The sequence below is a fragment of the Enterobacter sp. SGAir0187 genome, assembly GCF_002952735.2.
In the GTDB taxonomy this organism is placed as follows: Bacteria; Pseudomonadota; Gammaproteobacteria; order Enterobacterales; family Enterobacteriaceae; genus Enterobacter; species Enterobacter quasiroggenkampii.
This window is the reverse complement of the sequence record NZ_CP025034.2, coordinates 1,955,224-1,973,471: the sequence shown is the minus strand read 5'-3', so window position 1 is coordinate 1,973,471 and position 18,248 is coordinate 1,955,224. Positions and strand designations below refer to the sequence as shown.

General features: G+C 54.0%; 18 protein-coding genes. 4 read left to right on the top strand and 14 right to left on the bottom strand.

The window, feature by feature from the left end; all coding sequences use genetic code 11:
• Positions 1-562 precede the first annotated feature (562 nt).
• From CWR52_RS09480 to CWR52_RS09460, 4 genes are all read right to left on the bottom strand, one after another.
• Positions 563-1,693, bottom strand: coding sequence for a beta family protein (locus CWR52_RS09480; protein ID WP_104949505.1), 1,131 nt, complete (start codon positions 1,691-1,693; stop codon positions 563-565).
• A 16-nt stretch (positions 1,694-1,709) separates the two neighbouring features.
• Positions 1,710-2,921, bottom strand: a complete 1,212-nt coding sequence (locus tag CWR52_RS09475; RefSeq protein ID WP_104949504.1) for an ImmA/IrrE family metallo-endopeptidase — start codon at positions 2,919-2,921, stop codon at positions 1,710-1,712.
• Positions 2,921-3,181, bottom strand: a complete 261-nt coding sequence (locus tag CWR52_RS09470; RefSeq protein WP_104949503.1) for a type II toxin-antitoxin system HigB family toxin — start codon at positions 3,179-3,181, stop codon at positions 2,921-2,923. Before CWR52_RS09470 ends, CWR52_RS09475 begins: the two co-directional genes overlap by 1 nt.
• Before the next feature lie 892 nt (positions 3,182-4,073).
• A complete protein-coding gene (locus CWR52_RS09460) occupies positions 4,074-4,943 on the bottom strand; it encodes a phosphorothioated DNA-binding restriction endonuclease (protein ID WP_104950905.1) in 870 nt (289 codons plus the stop codon).
• Positions 4,944-5,243: 300 nt separating this feature from the next.
• Between CWR52_RS09460 and CWR52_RS09455 the strand changes: the two genes are divergently transcribed.
• Entirely contained in the window at positions 5,244-5,717 is a 474-nt protein-coding gene (locus tag CWR52_RS09455) for a SymE family type I addiction module toxin (RefSeq protein WP_104949502.1), read from the top strand.
• A gap of 74 nt (positions 5,718-5,791) precedes the next feature.
• Here CWR52_RS09455 and CWR52_RS09450 read toward each other — a convergent pair whose 3' ends face one another.
• The 5 genes from CWR52_RS09450 to trpS form a co-directional block, all read right to left on the bottom strand.
• Positions 5,792-6,163: a hypothetical protein gene (locus tag CWR52_RS09450; protein WP_104949501.1), complete on the bottom strand. Its 372-nt coding sequence runs from the start codon at positions 6,161-6,163 to the stop codon at positions 5,792-5,794.
• Between the two features lie 115 nt (positions 6,164-6,278).
• Complete coding sequence (locus CWR52_RS09445; RefSeq protein WP_045348372.1) at positions 6,279-6,758, bottom strand: Hcp family type VI secretion system effector; 480 nt, start codon at positions 6,756-6,758, stop codon at positions 6,279-6,281.
• A 2-nt stretch (positions 6,759-6,760) separates the two neighbouring features.
• Positions 6,761-7,108 carry a hypothetical protein gene (locus CWR52_RS09440; RefSeq protein ID WP_104949500.1) on the bottom strand — a complete coding sequence of 116 codons (348 nt, stop codon included), beginning with the start codon at positions 7,106-7,108 and terminating at the stop codon, positions 6,761-6,763.
• Entirely contained in the window at positions 7,101-7,784 is a 684-nt protein-coding gene (locus CWR52_RS09435) for a hypothetical protein (RefSeq protein WP_104949499.1), read from the bottom strand. Before CWR52_RS09435 ends, CWR52_RS09440 begins: the two co-directional genes overlap by 8 nt.
• Before the next feature lie 172 nt (positions 7,785-7,956).
• On the bottom strand, positions 7,957-8,961 hold the full coding sequence (gene trpS / locus CWR52_RS09430) for a tryptophan--tRNA ligase (protein ID WP_104949498.1): 1,005 nt from the start codon (positions 8,959-8,961) through the stop codon (positions 7,957-7,959).
• A gap of 199 nt (positions 8,962-9,160) precedes the next feature.
• Between trpS and fosA the strand changes: the two genes are divergently transcribed.
• Entirely contained in the window at positions 9,161-9,586 is a 426-nt protein-coding gene (gene fosA / locus CWR52_RS09425; protein WP_104949497.1) for a FosA/FosA2 family fosfomycin resistance glutathione transferase, read from the top strand.
• On the opposite strand, the gene CWR52_RS09420 is transcribed toward fosA, so the two are convergent.
• On the bottom strand, positions 9,572-10,579 hold the full coding sequence (locus tag CWR52_RS09420) for a LacI family DNA-binding transcriptional regulator (RefSeq protein ID WP_028015352.1): 1,008 nt from the start codon (positions 10,577-10,579) through the stop codon (positions 9,572-9,574). The genes fosA and CWR52_RS09420 overlap by 15 nt on opposite strands.
• Before the next feature lie 185 nt (positions 10,580-10,764).
• On the opposite strand from CWR52_RS09420, the gene CWR52_RS09415 reads away from it, so the two are divergent.
• Complete coding sequence (locus tag CWR52_RS09415; protein ID WP_104949496.1) at positions 10,765-11,853, top strand: cellulase family glycosylhydrolase; 1,089 nt, start codon at positions 10,765-10,767, stop codon at positions 11,851-11,853.
• 50 nt (positions 11,854-11,903) lie between these two features.
• Positions 11,904-13,325: an MFS transporter gene (locus tag CWR52_RS09410; RefSeq protein WP_104949495.1), complete on the top strand. Its 1,422-nt coding sequence runs from the start codon at positions 11,904-11,906 to the stop codon at positions 13,323-13,325.
• On the opposite strand, the gene CWR52_RS09405 is transcribed toward CWR52_RS09410, so the two are convergent.
• Genes CWR52_RS09405 through CWR52_RS09390 form a run of 4 tightly spaced genes read right to left on the bottom strand, consistent with a single transcriptional unit; the run spans position 13,288 to position 18,034 of the window.
• On the bottom strand, positions 13,288-14,109 hold the full coding sequence (locus CWR52_RS09405) for an alpha/beta fold hydrolase (RefSeq protein ID WP_032675870.1): 822 nt from the start codon (positions 14,107-14,109) through the stop codon (positions 13,288-13,290). The genes CWR52_RS09410 and CWR52_RS09405 overlap by 38 nt on opposite strands.
• 30 nt (positions 14,110-14,139) lie before the next feature.
• Positions 14,140-15,759, bottom strand: coding sequence for an MFS transporter (locus CWR52_RS09400; protein ID WP_024909511.1), 1,620 nt, complete (start codon positions 15,757-15,759; stop codon positions 14,140-14,142).
• Entirely contained in the window at positions 15,756-16,163 is a 408-nt protein-coding gene (locus CWR52_RS09395; protein WP_104949494.1) for a DoxX family protein, read from the bottom strand. Before CWR52_RS09395 ends, CWR52_RS09400 begins: the two co-directional genes overlap by 4 nt.
• Entirely contained in the window at positions 16,163-18,034 is a 1,872-nt protein-coding gene (locus tag CWR52_RS09390; protein ID WP_104949493.1) for an amidohydrolase, read from the bottom strand. Before CWR52_RS09390 ends, CWR52_RS09395 begins: the two co-directional genes overlap by 1 nt.
• Positions 18,035-18,248: the final 214 nt, after the last annotated feature.

Here is an 18,248-nt window from a genome sequence, read left to right as displayed (position 1 = left end):
AGATGCAAATCAAAGTCGCTTAAGGGCGGCTTTTTTTGTGTCCATATTCATCTAAATTTACTCATCTCCAAATGTAATAAAATCAAGTTTATTGGTGATAGATAACAATAGATATTGCGTGAACATGCTGCATATAAGTGGTCCTTTCCCGGCAGAGTTTGAAAAGCAGAATGTTAAACAGGATGCTTAACAAATCCCTGGCAATATTATCGTTACCACTTTCCCTTATGTGCATGAGCATGGTCCAGCTTGAGTGGCATAGCATCCGCGTGTCCAAAGCTACGGTTGAACGCTGCAAGATGGCAAGGCGTACAAAGATGCACTTTCACATAGTTGCTGTCGGCATATGCCCTGTAGGGTAGGATCGTCTACCGGGGCGGGGTCAGTCCAAGAAGGCCGAAGATGTGGAGTTGAAAATGGTAGCAGAGGCGAGGACATTTAGCTGAGTTCAGCTAATCATAAAGAGGTCGATTATAGTGGCGATTGATATGTACACCATCGTTGTTGAGGCATTTAAAACCAATATAGAATCACGCCCAAATTAATGGGCGTGATTTTTTTGTTATATGATTGCTGTTTTTTTTGCTGCTCTATCTCTATTGAACTCAGTGATTTCTTCAACCACATAACTTATATGGTGGTTTGTGTCATGACTGACCCATTCAGTGTTACCACCCAATATCTCTTTTTTACTACATGCCAGAATACATTCATCACCCCAACTAAACTCTGGGCCTAAATAATGTGGGGATTTTACTAATATTTCAGATAATCCATGAAGTTGCTTGTATTCTTCGTCTTTGTTTTTTGCGTAACCACGAACGACAAAGTATTTATCGTCAATGGTGTATCGGATTTTACCATTTGCATTAGGGGCTATAACATCATCTTTCGCTTTAGGGTTTCTGATACCATAATCAGAAAAAATAAGTGGTGACGTTGAATCATCAACGAAAGATTTCCAGACGTGAATCTCGCGTCTTGTTACATAATCTGTTGAATTTTCATCTTTAACTGCTTTATTTATGAATGCGGGGAGGGAACCGCCTGAAATAATAATGCACGAAAATTCATAATCGGAAAATATATTTAACACATGCTTAACATGATCATTTAATGACTCAATTGATTTATTTGTAATGTCATCAAAATCAAGCATTATCATAACTTCTTTACTTGATAACCCAAGATCCTCCATGATTTTTTCAAGGGTACCAGTGAAATAATCGACATCGTAAGAATCATCGATAATAGAAGATGAATCAATTCTAATGCAATAGTTAGTCCCGTCAGGGATGTTTAAGTTTTTCAATGCTATTTGGTAATCTAAAATATCCCATCTATCGAATCCCACCACAGGATGAATAATCGCGCCGCTTTTGGATAATTCTTTGTGAAGATAGCTTAGTACATGCTCACCACTTTCAATATAACTGTCAGCTTTCCATTGCGTGATGTCAAAGAAAAAGGCATTAGATTGACAGGAGGAAACGAGTTTTTTTGCCGTTCTTTTCAGATGATCCGTTAAAGGCTGTGTCGATTCCACGAGCCACTTTGGTTCTTTTTGTTTTCTTACTAAAATAGGAATCTCGAAAAATGGTGCTATTTTTTCGGAGTAAGCAGCCTTCAGTTTTTTTAAAGCGGTGAATTCACCTTTTTTTGCTTTGAGAATAGGTACATATGTAGGGTACATAATAACTCTCCTGCGTTTAGTTATCGAAGGCCGGAACCAATAGTGCTTTTACTTCACCTTGACCAATCAATTCATTGAAAATTCTATAATTTCCGCTTTCACGCCTTATCCGACCTGCAATAATCGCAGGCGTAATTTTTAGCTCTCTTGAGAGGCTATCAATTGCCTCTTTAGATGGGGATGAATAAGCCTGGCTTCGCTTCCATGTTGACCTAGGTATAAATGCTTCCCTGGCAAGCCGATTTGCTTCTGACTCCTGTCTATCATCTGTATTAGAGTCGATGTCATCCAAGAAAATCTCATTAGAATCAATGTGTTTCCATATGTGGGCAACTTCATGCAACAAAGTAAACCAAAAGTTATCTAACCGATCATATCGTAAGCTCAAACCAATGATCGGCAACCCGTCAACGTCTTTTAGCGCAGCTCCATCAATCCTAGTTCCCTTTAGACATGGCTCAATCACTATCGCAATGCCATGTTTTTCAAGGAACTCAATTGCTAATAAAGGGCCTTTTTCGAACCAACTTAATTGGGCAAGATCACGCAAAAAGCTGGCTGATAAGACATCTGGATTGAAGATACCTAAGGAGTTCTTGCGTTTACGTGCCTGTTGGACCACTCTGCTGACCCATGCAAACAGCGCATATTTTGTAGCAGGTGAATAAGCATCACCAGAAAGCGTCCGTTTGAATGAAACGCTGCTACTTGCCTGCCAACCCACTTGATCAATAAAGTTCTTTATAATTTCTTCGGTATTTTTCTTAGTTCTATCAACTACATCTGGAAGCCAACCTCTGTTTATCATTTCCTTAACTGGAAATTTAGACCAGTCAATGTGATCTTCAGAAGAATGCTCATTACCAGCATTTATCCCAACTAACGTATCTGTGGAAATGCCCAGTCCAATAGAAAGCGCTTTGATCATTGACACCGTCAAAGGTCTTTTACGGGCAAGGATTTCTGAAACCCTGCTTCTTGTTCCCAGATAGGGTACAAGATCAACCTGCTTTAGACCTTTCTCATGCATTCTGAAAAGAATGGCATCAATGGGGTCAGGAGGTTCGATTGGATACTTAGAGTTCTCATATGCTTCCACAATAGTTATTAGCAATTCTAGGTCTTCATGCGCCTTAGAATGAATGGGGGGCATTTCCAGCATTAAAGAGTGAATCTTCTTTAAATACTCCTGATGCTGTTGCTCTGTTTTTATAACTTTGATATCCATTACATTACCTTTATTGAGGTAATAAGCACCAGTAACATGTTGAAATCAATGATGGTTTCAACAGCGATGTTGCTACCATCAACTTTGAATATGAAAGAGCGTCCATCAATACTGGAGGCGTTTGGAAACTGGTTCATAACGTCATGGACTGATTTCCAAACCACCGAATCTATCTCTGCTGCCCATGCATTGATCCAAACAATACAATCTGGTGTGGTTTTCTTTAACTCATCCAGATGATTTCTTCCGCACAATCTCATAGTTTGTTCCTAATATGGGAACATCATAGTGTTCTCTGTTTGCTGTGTCAACTTGTTCCCAAAAATGGAACCTAAGAAATTTCAGTGGTTACATTTTACCCCGTTACAGTAATTATTTTCATGAATTTAATCAACAGAATAGCCATTTTTGCTTTTAGTGATTGTAACGTCTCTTACTGCTCAAACCAGAAAATCAACCATCAATCGGTTAATTTTTCTACATGCTTCATCAATCTGAATCCGCTGTATTGTAGGTTTTCAAGCTTGTGATCTGTTCTGCGCTGATAGTTGACAACAAGCGCTTATGTTCTGCCCACCTTGTGCCAGAAGCTGTCAATGATAATATTGTGAAATAGAACAACTAGTGAGGGTCAGGAGAAATGATTGTAACCAGGGAAAGCATGAAACAATGGATCATCGAGTGTCTTCGGGAGCGAGGTGGTAGTGCTTGGCCGCGTGAAGTTTCAAAATACGTATGGGACAGTTATGAGGCGGAGCTTAGGGGGCAGGGGATATGTTGTATACGTGGCAATATGACATTCGTTGGGCCGCTCAACAATTGAGAAACGAGGGTACTCTAAAACCAGTAAATAGACGCAGAGATTTGCCATGGGAACTAAGCATAGCAAAGTAAGGTTTAATGTTCATTTCGCGGCCATATCTGACTTTGTTCTGAGTGGATGGGAATTGATACCTCTGAATAAAATTTCCCTATCTGCCAGAATCTTGCTTTGATGACTATATCGCTGTTCTTCTGGTAAGGCTTTATACCCACTAGTAATGTCTATTTTTTGGTTTGTGGGTACAAGTGAGGATATAACTATTTATTTCTGCTTATAAACTACATTGATATCAGTACATTAGGTGTGAAATTTGAGTCCAGCCTTCGCACTCATCCTCTAAACACCTCCCTCCGATGCCATTCCACAAACCCTTCCCCTGGATAATTCCCTTTCACCATCGGCAAAGCAATCTCCTTCCCGGCAAAATCCCAAAACAGCCGCCCAACAATCCCGCCCCCATTCACCGCCTCGGAAACCAGCACCCGCATACTCTCATCCAGCCCAATCGATCCCTTATCAAACGCCTTATGATGAATCGCACACAGTGCCAGTCCGTTCGGAATCTCACACGGCCCGCCAAACTGCTTCCACTTGATATGTGCGGCTTCAAGTCCAACAGAGGCGTTATCATGTCGCATGTTAAACCCGCAGATTGCACACTCATAGTTATAAGCTCGCAGAACCTCCTGGCGGAACAGCGGGTCGCGAACCTTACGAATCTGCTGGATATCAAAACCCATCTCATCCGCAATATCTTCCTGTATGCTTTCTGGAAAATACGCTTCAAGGATTTGCTGCGCCAGCGAGCCGATCAGGTTTTTGTTCTTACTCAGCAGCGCAAAGTGTTCTTCATCAAATCCGCCTGCGACGTTATGTTCTACAAGTTCTTTAACAGGCGGTTGTTTACTGCCAGTGGTCGAACAAAACTCAGTATTCTTCAGATCCCAAAAACCGTCTCCTTTGAGCCGCCAGAAGGGCATATTTGGATAATGTGCCTTCCTCTGCGGGCCAAAGCGTTCAAACAGGTTAAGTAGCTGCCCGTGGACCTCAGTTCCGTAATCAAACAGTCGCGCATGCCCCTGCTGATAGTGCGCCAGTACGTACAGAAGCAATAAAGGCTTATGCGGCGCACGCTGTTCGCCTTTGCGCCAGATGGTGATGTCGGCAATTGCCTGTTCGAGAGTTTTGCTGGAAGCTATCGCGTTACGGAAGAAGGTAAATAATTGCGATGATGCTCGCAAAACTCAGGACAGGCAACCTACAATCAACTAAAACATGACCTTACCGCACACTACGCTATTTCCTGAATCCCCCTCGCAAATTTCAAATTTACTCCACACCAAACCGCTGTATTTATATTCAGCCCTGTATAATGAGCACCAGAAATTACGCCGAACGGCAAAGGAAGTATCGAAGAATATTTAAATAAGAATTCGCGATATGAAGGTGCTGCAACACCCCCATACCGCTAACCACAAACAACTATAGAGGAGTTGAAAATGGCTGCGACGAATTTTAAGCCAGAGTTTACTGTTTGCAAAACAGAATCAGACGCTTTCACCGGCATGATTGAAAACCGCGAGCTGGTACGCAAAAATAGCGCCCGCCGTCTGCACGGCAACCCGCCCAACGCGGCGCCCGTCCACCCTCGCGCGGAAACGCCGCAGGACAGTGCCGCCTGCTGCGAACTGTATGCACGCATAGACATGAAATATCTTCTCCTGGGCGGCGAGTGGTTAACCCGTGCGGGCTTTATCGACGGCATGCCCGTAAAAATCCGCGCCATGAAAGACTGCATTGTGATTACGCCGCAGCATACAAGAGAATTATGGGGATGCCTGGAAGGTATGAGTGTGGTGAATATCAATAAACAGAAAGTCGCGCAGTGGTTGAAGACCTTTCCGGGAGCGCTGAATGATACAGGCGATATACCGGCTGTTAAGCGTGGAACAGGGCAGGCGATGTCGGAGTAACTGTGCTTCCCATATAATGTAACGCTTGAAGCAATAAAACGGGCATGTCATGTCATGCCCGTTTTAAGTAAAAATCAATCGTGCTTAACCTGCTCTTTCACCGCCTTAACCAGCGCAGCGTGAAGTTTGCCGACGGTTAAATCACATATAACAGGTTCGGGTATGCCACGTATCCAACGGATAAACCGACAGATGCCAAAAAAGTCTATGCCTTCACCCGTAAACAGATACTCATTCTCTGCGAGAGAGAACGTTTTCCTGTAGCCATCTTCTTCCGTGGCAAGTTTAACGCCAAACGCTTCTTCGCAGTCTTCCAGTAGGTCTTCGCCGTCGATACCGCAAATATGCAAATCGGCCTCAATCAACGTATTGCTATCGATAGGTTTACGATGCTCACCTGAGGAGTTTCGAACAACCTCAATGACTTGAGAGAGTGTGGGTTCCATAATGATGCTCTCCTTTAAGGCGGTAGAAATAATCGCCAGCGCTTCCCGGCGGCGCTCCGCTTGGTCGGACCGACAAGCGCAACGTTACCCCGGCCCGAGAAATTTTAAAGTCGGTTCAGGCTATCGCCATATGATTCCAGGCATCTCTGTAAACAATATTCCCGTCACAGTGTTTCCAGGTGATTGCCTCATATCTTAGCTCGATCGTCTCTGTATGCGTTCCTGTTCCAGAACCCGGGAACAGATTTGGCGTGATACCCGTGATTTTTACATTCTCCAGGATAATGTTGAAATATTCTCTCTCGATTCCTGCATCATCAATTTGGTACATTTTTATCGTAGCCGATTTCAGTGTTTGGTTTTCACACAGTGCCCTGATGAGAACCGGTGTCGTTTTATCAAACTCTTTCTGAACGGCAATCGGTGTATGTACGCGGGTACCTGTTAGTCGGCCTGTATTTTCACTCACAGGAATGGTGAGGTGATGAGCGACTGCCTTTAATTCAATAGCACCAAACCGGCCGGACACCATGGAACCTCCTACGACGGGTGAGCCATTAGCATCGGTTAACCAAAGATACGCTGGATTTGACATAATTATTCCTCATCTATATTTACATAAGAAGGTAGGTGCAACATCGCCACGACCCATATGAATAAGCCAATAATTTTCAGCGGCCAGGGTTCAAGTACAGCTATACAAGCAAATGCACCGATGATCAGTAAGGGACCTGATAACACATCCAGGATCCCGCCAAAAATATGTATCTTTCCTGGCAGTAATTTATTCATTATTAATGAAATAATGTAAGCGCTTAGGGTAATGATGCAAAAGGCGATTGTTTTATCATGCCAGGTTTCGAATTCAACCCAGCTAAGGATATAGGCTAAAACTAAATATGAGCAAAGAAGCAGGTTTATAATGGGGATGATAAACTTACTCATACGCGCCTGCCGTAGTGTATGCAGTTAGTTTTTCATTAACTTTCTTCATGATCTGATTAAATACAGGCTTTCCTTCTGAATAACCTGCATGGATAGCATCTACGAAAGGCTGGACGGCATCAGCGAACAGAAAATAAAGTAAGTCATAGTCTCTTGGTCTCAGAAGTTGATATACCTCTGGGGCTTCGGCTTTGAGTCTGTCAGATGTTCTAATTGAACGTTCAGCCATTCCCCCAAACAAAAGGAGTGTGCTCAGTGCCGTGATTGGGTTTTTTTTCCCTTTGAAAACAACAAACGTGAAGGATGTTCTTTCAATAACATGCTTTGCGATTGTTGATGCGATAATATTGGTTGATATTCTACCTGCAATTGAAGTCATTACAGATCTGTATATTTTATCCTGCTCATCCTCGGTTAAATATCTATTGAACACTTTAAAAATAATTTTAACTGCGTTGACAATGTTCTCGTAATTCAAAATGTCGTTTTTTATGGCAGTCATCATTCTTATACGTTGAGTTTCACGAGCATACCTGGAATCCGTATCAAAGATTCCATAAACCAGATATCCATAATCTAGCGGTACAGATAGTCCTCCATTTATAAGCCCAGTAACTGTATCAGGAGAAGCTATTATGTTGCATAATCTCCGGGCTATATCTTCTACATCGGCCATAATAATCCTTTAAATGCGCAATAAAGGATTTATCAATGTAATATTAATGTGACTGAAGCAATTTATTTTATCTAAACAAGAAATTAAGAATTGTTATAGGTATGAATTTTATCTTTAATGAGATAATCAGCGGCTTCATGCCATTTCCCCGCATTCCACCGCTAAATCGACTTTAACTAAACACCGGCACCCCCAGCCCAACCTTCACCTCCTTCAACGTCTCCTGCGTCACCCCCTGCGCCCGTTCCGTCCCGCGCTTCAGCATCGCCATCAGCTCCCCCTTATCCCGCATATACATCGCCCTCCGCTCCCGCATCGGCGCAATCAACTCCTGCAAACACGCCTCCAGCTCGTTCTTACACGCCCGGTCACCCAGCCCACCCGCCTGATAGTGTGCCTTCATCGCCGCCACTTTCTCCTTGTCCGGATGAAACGCGTCGAGATACGTAAACACCACGTTCCCCTCAATCTGCCCCGGGTCGCTCACCTTCAGGTGGTTCGGGTCGGTGTACATGGCGCTGACCGCACGGTGAATCGCCTCTTCGCTGGCCGAAAGGTGCAGCGTGTTGCCCAGCGATTTCGACATCTTGGCGCTGCCGTCGATGCCGGGCAGGCGGCTGGTGTCGCTCAGCATCGCCTTGCAGTGGCGCAGCACCGGGGCGGGCAGCAGGCTGTTCATCTTGTGCACAATCTCGTTGGTCTGCTCAATCATCGGTAGCTGGTCGTCGCCGACGGGCACGCATTCGGCCTTGAACGCGGTGATGTCCGCCGCCTGGCTGATGGGGTAGGCCATAAACCCGACCGGCAGCGAGCGGGCGAAGCCCTTCTGCGCAATCTCGTTTTTCACCGTCGGGTTACGCTCCACGCGGGCGACGGTGACGATGTTCATATACAGCATCGTCAGCTCGGCGAGGGCGGGCAGGGCGGACTGCAGGCAGATCGTGGTCAGGTTCGGGTCGATGCCAGCGGCGAGGTAGTCGGCCAGCACTTCGGGGATGTTGTCGCGAATTTTTTGCGGGTTGCTGCCGTTGTCGGTCAGCCCCTGCAGGTCGGCGATCAGCACAAACTGGTTGTGCGTCTGCTGCAGCGCCACGCGCTGGCGCAGCGATCCGACGTAGTGGCCGAGGTGCAGCGGGCCGGTTGGGCGATCGCCGGTGAGGATGGTTTGCGGGTTCATAAAGACTCCTTAACGTTGTAATGCCGAAAGGGGTCTTAGAAATGTGAAAGCCGCCTTTCGGCGGCTATCTGAAAATGGGGAAAACTACTCCGTGCCGCCTTTAAGAAGGCAGCCACCAGCGGTTTACGGTGAGCACGGCGTGGTTTATGTTCATCTCTTTACCGTATCACGTCCGGCGCGAAAAACAAAAGGGCACGTCATGCTGCAATCACTCAACCATCTGACCCTCGCGGTCAGCGACCTGCAAAAAAGCGTCACTTTCTGGCACGCGCTGCTGGGCCTGACGCTGCACGCCCGCTGGAATACCGGGGCCTATCTCACCTGCGGCGATCTGTGGGTCTGCCTGTCGTACGACGAGGCGCGCCAGTACGTGCCGCCGCAGGAGAGCGACTACACCCACTACGCGTTTACCGTGGCGGAAGAGGATTTTGAACCGTTCTCGCACAGGCTGGAGCAGGCGGGCGTCACCGTCTGGAAGCAGAACAAAAGCGAGGGGGCGTCGTTCTATTTTCTCGACCCGGACGGCCACAAGCTGGAGCTGCACGTGGGCAGCCTCGCCGCGCGGCTGGCGGCGTGTCGCGAGAAGCCCTATGCGGGCATGGTGTTTACCTCAGACGAGGCTTGAGGCGCGCACCTTCAGCCTGCCCGCCAGCGTCACGTGCGTGGCGGCATCTTCCTGATTGCACAGGTACTCCACCGCCAGCCGTCCCAGCTCGCTGTAGGGTAGCTGGATACTGGTCAGCGGCGGGGTGAGCTGCTCGGAAATCTTCTGGTCGTCGTAGCCCGCCAGCAGCATGTCCTGCGGGATGCGCACGCCGTTCACCGCCAGCGCCTGATAGCAGCCAATCGCCAGCCAGTCGCTGGCGCAGAAGATGGCGTCCGGGCGCTCGGCCAGTTCCAACAGGGACGTGGTGGCGGTAAAGGACTCGCTGAACTGCCAGTTGGTCTGGCGCACCAGGCCGTCGTCGCACGCGAGTCCGGCCTGCTGCAGTGCCGCCTGGTAGCCCGCCAGACGCTGGCGCGAGGCCTCCATCCAGCTCTCGCCGGTGATGTGGGCGATGCGCGTTGCGCCGCAGGCGATGAGGTGTTTAGTGACCTGGAAAGCGTTGGCGTAGTCGTCCGGGATAAACGACGGCAGCAGCGGCGAGCCGGGGTCGCGCTGGTTGAGCAGCACCAGCGGGATGCGGGTGCAGTCCTGAAATGCCGTCATGTCCACCAGCGTGGTGACCGGGGATGCGAGAATAATCCCGATGCAGTTGCGCTTCTCCAGCTGGCGGATGATGTTCAGCGCCAGCTCGATATCGTCGCCGTAGTCGTAGACGGTGAGCAGGGTCTCGTTGCGCCACGCCGCTTCCCGCGCCTGGCTGATGGCGTCGATAAACGGGTCGAAGCTCTGCATGGAGCTCACCAGCAGGGCGATCTCTTCCTGGTTGCGCGGGGCGTGAACGGCGGGGAGGCGGTCGTAGCCGAGCTCGGTGGCGACGCTAATCACCCGCTGGCGGGTGTCGTCGCTGAGCTTGATGTTGCGGGACTGGTTAAGCACCAGCGATACCGTCGCCTGCGACACCCCCGCCGCCCGCGCAATATCGTTCATCGTCACTTTTGTTTTTCGCTTCATCCGTCCTCTCCCTTTCGCGAATTCGCATCATACCCTAACCGCACGCTTACGCGCCGTCGATCACGTTTCTCATTCATCGAAGCGCGAACTTTGTGAGGGGCATCGCTTTTCTTCGTGCGGGAAATTGCGCATTTATCCCGCAGCTAATATTTATTAGCTAAATATTATCAGTAAGAGGACGCGTAATGAAAGAGCAGTGGAGCAGGGAGCAGGCACAGGCGTGGTATCAGCAGAAGGGCTGGCTGTGCGGGTTTAACTATCTGCCGTCGACGGCGGTGAACTGGACCGATATCTGGCAGGCAGAGACCTTCGATGCTGAAACTATCGACCGCGAGCTGGGCTGGGCGGCGGAGGCGGGCTATAACACCCTGCGCATCAACCTGCCGTTTATCGTCTGGGAGCACGACCGCGACGGGCTGATGGCGCGCATCGACCGCTTTTTGACGATTGCTGACGGCCACGGGTTCAGCACCATGCTGACCCTGATGGACGACTGCGGCTTCTCCGGCGACGAACCGTACCTCGGCCCGCAAAAGCCGCCGGTGCCGGGCAAGCACAACAGCCAGGCAGCGGCGAGCCCGGGGCGCGACAAGGTGTGCGATCCGGACTGCTGGGCAGACATTGAGCGCTATATCCGCGACGTTGTCCGCCAGTTCCGCGAGGATAAGCGCGTGCTGTTGTGGGATCTCTACAACGAGCCGGGCAACCGCGGCATTTTCGCGACGGGCACGCAGGAGGTGCAGTACGACGCGAAGCTGGAGACCTGCGCCCACGAGTTGATGAAGCTGGCGTTCCAGTGGGTGCGTGAAGAAGATCCAACCCAGCCGCTCACCGTCTGCGCGTGGCGCCTGCCGCCGGAAGAGGAAGGCGAGACGTTCTTCCAGCATCCGCTGGACCAGACCGCGCTGGCGCTCTCGGACGTAGTGAGCTTCCACGCCTACACCCACACGGGGCGCATGACGGCGATTATCCAGCAACTGCAACAGCTTGGCCGACCGCTGTTCTGTACCGAATGGCTGGCGCGCCACGTGGGCAGCACCATCGAAGAGCAGCTCCCGCTGATGTACGCGGCGAAGGTCGCGCCGTACCAGTGGGGGCTGGTGCGCGGTAAAACCCAGACGTGGCTGCCGTGGCCGGTGGTGATGAAGGAGTCCACGGACTACTGCCGCCTCTGGTTCCACGACGTGTTTGAGGAGAACGGCATTCCGTTCTCGCGCCGTGAAATCGCCCTGATGCAGCAGTTGCGCAAGATCGCCCCGCAGGCGCAGGACTAATAATATCGACCCGGCGGTCCACCGCCGGGCAACCAGGCAGGCATATAACAATGGCAACGACAATGAAAATACCGTCTCGCGAGCTGTGGTCTTATTTTGGTTATGGATTAGGTCAGTGTTTTAGCTTTGGTTTAGTGGGTTCGTTTATTAACTATTTTTACACCGACGTGCTGGGGATCTCGGCGCTGGCGGCGAGCACCATCTTCCTGATTGCCCGCGCGTGGGACGCGGTTCACGATCCGCTGTTTGCCAGCATTATGGATACCATTAACAGCCGGTTCGGCAAGTTTCGCCACTTTTTGCTGATCGCCCCGCTACTGATCACCGGCGTCACGCTGCTGTCGTTCTATAAAATCGAAGCGGACATGACCACCAAAATCCTCTACGCCGGGGTGACGTACATCCTGTGGGGGACGCTGTACGCCATCTCCGATATCCCGTTCTGGTCGATGTCGTCGGTGATGACCAACGACTCCGGGCAGCGCACCCGCGCGGTGACGGCGGCGATGCTCGGGGTGAACGCCGGGATTGCCTGCGCCAACATCTTCTTCCCGAAGCTGGCGGCCTACTTCGCCCAGTACAGCAATGACAAAGGCTACTTTATGGCGGCGCTGGTGATGATGCTGGTGGGCCTGCCGCTGATGCTTAACGGCTTCATGCAGATCAAAGAGCGCGTGCCGCCGAGCCCGGAGAAGGTGACCATCCGCGACACCTTCCACAACCTGCGTCAGAACAAGCCGCTGTTTATCGTCCTGCTGTCGTTCTTCTTCTGCGTGTTCCACAACGTGGCGGGCGGTCTCTATATCTACTTCTTTATCAACAACCTGGGCGACGGCAGCCTGCAGATGGCGATTGGCGTGATGGGAATAGTCGCGGCGGTGTTGTGCCTGGTCGCCCCGATGCTGACGCGCCGGATGCAGAAGCGGAAGCTGTTTATGATCCTCTGCGGGCTGGACGTGGCGGTGCGCGTGGTGATGTGGTTTGTGGGCTATCAACAGGTGACGATGCTGTTTATTCTGCTCGGCCTGAGCACGCTGTTCGTGATGATGACCAACATCCTCACCTCGTCGATGATTGCCGACACCATCGAGTACGCGGAGTACCACACCCACAAGCGCTGCGCGGCGATCACTTTCTCCGGGCAGACCTTCACCGGCAAGATGTCGGTGGCGGTAGGCGGCGGGTTAATCGGCGTGTTTCTGACGATGATCGGCTACGTGCCGCAGGCGCAAATTCAGAGCGAGAGCGTGCTGTCAGGGCTGTTCTTCGGGATTTGCCTGCTGCCGGCGATTGGGTCGCTGATCCGCATGGGCTTTATGTCGCGCTTTACCTTTACCGAGGAGAAGCACGCGGAGATTTGTCGGCTGCTGGCGGAGCGGAACGCGTCTGCGAAAGCGCCGGGTGGCGGCTGCGCCTTACCCGGCCTACAGAAAATTACAGCGACTTCACAAACGCCAGCAGGTCTTCGTTGAGCTGGTCCTGGTGGGTCAGCGCGAAGCCGTGCGGCGCGTTGTCGTACACCTTCAGCGTGGCGTTTTTGATCATCTCTGCCGCCAGCTTGCCGGTGCTTTCAAACGGCACGATCTGGTCGTTGCTGCCGTGAATAACCAGTGTCGGCACGTCGATTTTCGCCATATCCGGGCGGAAGTCGGTTTCGCCGAACGCGGTCACGCAGTCGATGGTGCCCTTCAGGGACGCCAGCAGGGCGATGTTCAGCGTCTGCGTCAGCGCGCCTGCGGACACGGTCTGCCCGGCGTTGGTGCCGTAGAACGGGGTGGCGAAGTCGCTGATGAACTGGGCGCGATCTTTACGCAGTCCGTCGCGAATGCCGTCGAACACGCTCTGATCCACACCCTGCGGGAAGGAGTCGGATTTGCCGAAGATTGGCGTCACCGCGCCCAGCAGCGCCAGACCGGCCACGCGCGCGCTGCCGTAGTTGTTGATGTAGCGAGTCACGTCGCCGCCGCCCATGGAGAAGCCCACCAGCGTCACGTCCTGGAGGTCCAGGGTGGTGATCAGGTCGTTGATGTCAGACGCAAAGGTGTCGTAGTCGTAACCGTTCCACGGCTGATCCGAGCGGCCAAACCCGCGACGGTCAAAGGCGATGGCGCGGAAGCCGCGCTCGGCCAGGTAGTTCAGCTGGCTGTCCCACATGTCGCCGTCCAGCGGCCAGCCGTGGCTGAAGAGAACCGGTTTGCCCGCGCCGCCTTCTTTGTAGTAAATCTGCGTGCCGTCTTTTGCCTTAAACGTTGCCATAGTGTGTTCCTGTGCAGGTGATGGTTGTGGTTATACCGGCGCGACCAGATAACGAATGGCCGGTGATGTTGTGCCCTGATGAAAAGCCAGAACGCGGCTCTGCAGCAGGAGGTCATTCATGGTGTGGCGCTCCTGCTGGCGCAGATGCTCAATCCAGGAGCCCATCAGGAAGGTCTCGATAAACAGGCCGGGACGCTCAATATCCTCGTACACTGCCCAGCTCATCGCCCCGGCGCGGCGTCGCACCCGGCGCAGCTCGTGGACCGCCTCCAGGAAGGCTTTCGCGTTGTGCGGGTCGATGATGTACTCGTGCGAGACCAGCACCGGGCCGCGCTCGTTCGGCAGGTCGATCTCCACGCCGTCCAGCGGCTGGCCGCTCAGGTCGAGGTTTAATTCCGGGTCTTTCTCCAGCTTCCAGCGGAACACGGTGGCGCTTGCCAGCACCATACCCAGCGTGGCGACAACCAGCGCGGTCGGGGTGCCGAACCGGGAGGCAATCTGCCCCCAGATGGCGCTGCCCGTGGTCATCGAGCCGAAGAATACCGTCAGGTAGACCGCCAGCGCGCGGGCCTTCACCCAGCGGGCGGCGCTGCGCTGGGCGCCGAGGTTCAGCGTCGAGAGCACCGCAATCCACGCGAAGCCGGTGAAGAACTCAAACAGGTTGAGCAGCCAGACGTGGCGCACAAACGCCAGCGCCAGCATGGTGAGGGCAAAGACCAGGCTCGCGGCCACCATCAGGCGGTCAGCGTTCAGCCGCTGGCGCAGGCGCGGCAGCAGAATGGCCCCGGCAATCGCCCCCAGGCCAATGCACGCCAGCATCACGCCGTAGCCCGCCGGGCCCAGGCCCAGCTCACGGCGCGCCACCAGCGGCAGCAGCGCCCAGCCCGCGCTGCCGAAAACGAAGAAGGCCACGGTACGCACCAGCACGTTGCGCAGCACCGGGGCGGCGTGCACGTAGCGGATGCCGGTGCGCACCGCAGAGAAGAAGTGCTCCGGCGGCAGACGCTGAATGGACGGGGCCGGACGCCAGCGCCACAGTACCCATGCCACGCCCACCACGGACAGCGCGTTCAGGGCAAACACCATCCACGGCCCGGCAAGCGACAGCAGGAAACCGCCCAGCGCGGGGCCAATCGCCCGGCTGATGTTCACCCCGAGCGAGTTCAGCGCCACGGCGGCGCCCAGCTCCGGCTTGCTCACCAGATCGGGCACCACGGCCTGGAACGGCGGCGAGCTCATCGCCGCCCCCACGCTCAGCAGAAACGTCGCCACCAGCAGCACGGTGGGGGTGACGTGTCCGGTGAAGGAGAGCGCCGTCAGCCCGGCGGCGGCGATGAACACCCACAGCTGGGAGAAGAGCAGGTATTTACGCCGGTCAACGATGTCCGCCATCACCCCGGACGGCAGGGCGAAGAGGAACATCGGCAGGCTGCTGGCCGCCTGCACCAGCGCGATATCCAGCGGGTCGGCGCTCAGGGTCAGCATGCTCCAGTTGATGCCGACGTCGCTCATCCATGAGCCGACGTTAGAGACCACCGTGGCGATCCACAGCATGCGGAACACCGGCTGGCTCAGCGGCTGCCAGGGTGAAACCGTCGGTGCGGGCGTCGTCTCGACGTGTGCGTCGCGAACGTCGTTAACCTGGGTCATGCGAACCTCTCCGCTGCCTTACGCTGCAGCCGCCACTGGCCCGGCCCGGTGAGGGCGAGAGTGGTGAAGATAATCAGCAGCAGCCAGCCAAACTGCCCTTCGGCAATCGACCAGTTCGGGTGGACCGCCAGCATCGCCACCAGCAGCACGCCGATAATCGGCAGGCACGCCAGGCGGGTGTAGACGCCCGCAATGATAAACAGCGGGCAAACCACCTCGGCGACAATCGCCGGGATCAGGCTGGCGTAAGGCCCGAAGCCGAACGGATCTTCGATGCGCGTCAGCTCTTCGCTGAAGTGCAGCACCTTCGGCAGGCCGTGCACGTACAGCAGCAGCAGGCTGCCGGTCAGGCGCAGAAAGAACAGCCCCAGGTCGACCCGGGGCGGGGTAAAGGTGTTTTTCATCAGAATGCAAAGCAGCTGCAGCCCAGCGCCCCCCAGAAAGCGTTATCGTCGGACACCGGCATCGCTGACGTGCGGGCGAAGTCATGCTGGTGGCTGTGAACCCCGCACGGCCCGCTGCAGTGGTGGACGGCGCTCATACCCACGCGTGCGGCCTGCGGCGGCGCGCTGCGGTAGTGGCCCGGCACCTTGACCACCGGGGACCACTCGGGCAGAACCGGGATGGCCGGCGGCGCGAGCGGGCCAAAGCTGCCCGCGGCATAGACGATGTCGCCGTTGACCACCGTGAGAACGGACTCGATGCCCTTGATCTCCTCTTCCGGCACGCGGAAGTAGTCTTTGCTCAGCACCGCCAGGTCGGCGAGCTGGCCGACTTTAATCTGCCCCTTCTGGTTCTGCTCGCTGGAGAACCACGCGCTGCCCTGGGTCCAGAGCATCAGGGCCGTATCGCGGTCCAGACGGGCGCTGTGATCGTACATCTGCATCCCGCCGACGGTGCGGCCGGAGACCAGCCAGTAGAGCGCGGTCCACGGGTTGTAGCTCGCCACGCGGGTGGCGTCCGTTCCCAGGCCCACCGGTACGCCGGTCTCGAGCATTTTCGCCACCGGCGGCGTGTGGCGGGTGGCTTCGATGCCGTAACGCTCGGCGAAGTACTCCCCCTGGAAGGCCATGCGGTGCTGGACGGCAATGCCGCCGCCGAGCGCTTTGATGCGGTCGATGTTGGCCTGTGACACGGTTTCCGCGTGGTCGAAGAACCAGTGCAGGCCGTTGAACGGAATGCCGCGGTTCACCTTCTCGAAGACGTCCAGCATGCGGCTGATGGATTCGTTATAGGTGGCGTGCAGGCGGAACGGCCAGCGGTGCTCCACCAGGTGGCGCACCACGCGCTCCAGCTCGTCCTCCATGCCCGGCGCGAGATCCGGGCGCGGCTCGAGGAAATCTTCAAAATCGGCGGCGGAGAAGACCAGCATCTCGCCCGCGCCGTTGTGGCGGAAGAAGTCGCTGCCCTGGCCCGGCGTGAGCATGTCGGTCCATTTTTCAAAGTCTTCCAGCTCGTGGCCCGGACGCTGGGTAAACAGGTTGTAGGCGATACGGATGGTCATCTGCTTTTTCGCGTGCAGCTCGGCGATCACCTCGTAATCTTCCGGGTAGTTCTGGAAGCCGCCGCCCGCGTCGATGGCGCTGGTCAGCCCCAGGCGGTTGAGCTCGCGCATGAACTGGCGGGTGGAGTTGACCTGCTGCTCCAGCGGCAGCTTCGGCCCTTTGGCCAGCGTGGCGTAGAGGATCATGGCGTTCGGACGGGCAATCAGCATCCCGGTCGGGTTGCCGTTGGCATCGCGCTGGATCTCCCCGCCCGGCGGGTTTGGCGTGTCTTTGGTGTAGCCGACCACCTTCAGCGCGGCGCGGTTGAGCAGGGCGCGGTCGTACAGGTGCAGGATGAAGACCGGGGTATCCGGCGCGGCGTCGTTAATTTCGTCCAGTGTTGGCATGCGGCGCTCGGCAAACTGGAACTCGCTCCAGCCGCCGACCACGCGCACCCACTGGGGCGACGGGGTGCGCAGGGCCTGCTCTTTCAGCATCCGCAGGGCGTCGGCCAGGGACGGCACGCCTTCCCAGCGCAGCTCGAGGTTGTAGTTCAGCCCGCCGCGGATCAGGTGCAGGTGCGAGTCGTTGAGGCCGGGGATGGCGGTGTGGCCTTTCAAATCCACCACTTTGGTGCCGTCGCCGTGGTGTTGCATCACCTCGGCGACGGTACCCACTTCCAGAAATTTTCCGTCGCGCACGGCAACGGCTTCCGCGACAGGATTCTCGCGATCGACGGTGTGAAACTGGCCGTTAACCAGAATGAGATCGGCTTTACCTGGGGTATCCATAACTGCTCCTGACTGAGAGGGGAATGGTCAGGATTATGGGAACCGGTTTCGGCAAAGATCCAGTTATACAATAGGATAGGTATACCAAAGTATAACTATACCTAAGGTTAACTATACGAAGAGATAATTACGCGCGGAGAGGGAAAACCGCAGGATGAGGGTGACTTTATCGTCGCGGCGCTCGCGGCGATTTCTACCCTTAACCACTGGAAAA

Coding starts and splice junctions, on each gene's coding strand:
- CWR52_RS09480 (WP_104949505.1), bottom strand. CDS start 1,693: ATGTACCCTACATATGTACCTATTCTCAAAGCAAAAAAAGGTGAATTC.
- CWR52_RS09475 (WP_104949504.1), bottom strand. CDS start 2,921: ATGGATATCAAAGTTATAAAAACAGAGCAACAGCATCAGGAGTATTTA.
- CWR52_RS09470 (WP_104949503.1), bottom strand. CDS start 3,181: ATGAGATTGTGCGGAAGAAATCATCTGGATGAGTTAAAGAAAACCACA.
- CWR52_RS09455 (WP_104949502.1), top strand. CDS start 5,244: ATGGCTGCGACGAATTTTAAGCCAGAGTTTACTGTTTGCAAAACAGAA.
- CWR52_RS09450 (WP_104949501.1), bottom strand. CDS start 6,163: ATGGAACCCACACTCTCTCAAGTCATTGAGGTTGTTCGAAACTCCTCA.
- CWR52_RS09445 (WP_045348372.1), bottom strand. CDS start 6,758: ATGTCAAATCCAGCGTATCTTTGGTTAACCGATGCTAATGGCTCACCC.
- CWR52_RS09440 (WP_104949500.1), bottom strand. CDS start 7,108: ATGAGTAAGTTTATCATCCCCATTATAAACCTGCTTCTTTGCTCATAT.
- CWR52_RS09435 (WP_104949499.1), bottom strand. CDS start 7,784: ATGGCCGATGTAGAAGATATAGCCCGGAGATTATGCAACATAATAGCT.
- trpS (WP_104949498.1), bottom strand. CDS start 8,961: ATGAACCCGCAAACCATCCTCACCGGCGATCGCCCAACCGGCCCGCTG.
- fosA (WP_104949497.1), top strand. CDS start 9,161: ATGCTGCAATCACTCAACCATCTGACCCTCGCGGTCAGCGACCTGCAA.
- CWR52_RS09420 (WP_028015352.1), bottom strand. CDS start 10,579: ATGAAGCGAAAAACAAAAGTGACGATGAACGATATTGCGCGGGCGGCG.
- CWR52_RS09415 (WP_104949496.1), top strand. CDS start 10,765: ATGAAAGAGCAGTGGAGCAGGGAGCAGGCACAGGCGTGGTATCAGCAG.
- CWR52_RS09410 (WP_104949495.1), top strand. CDS start 11,904: ATGGCAACGACAATGAAAATACCGTCTCGCGAGCTGTGGTCTTATTTT.
- CWR52_RS09405 (WP_032675870.1), bottom strand. CDS start 14,109: ATGGCAACGTTTAAGGCAAAAGACGGCACGCAGATTTACTACAAAGAA.
- CWR52_RS09400 (WP_024909511.1), bottom strand. CDS start 15,759: ATGACCCAGGTTAACGACGTTCGCGACGCACACGTCGAGACGACGCCC.
- CWR52_RS09395 (WP_104949494.1), bottom strand. CDS start 16,163: ATGAAAAACACCTTTACCCCGCCCCGGGTCGACCTGGGGCTGTTCTTT.
- CWR52_RS09390 (WP_104949493.1), bottom strand. CDS start 18,034: ATGGATACCCCAGGTAAAGCCGATCTCATTCTGGTTAACGGCCAGTTT.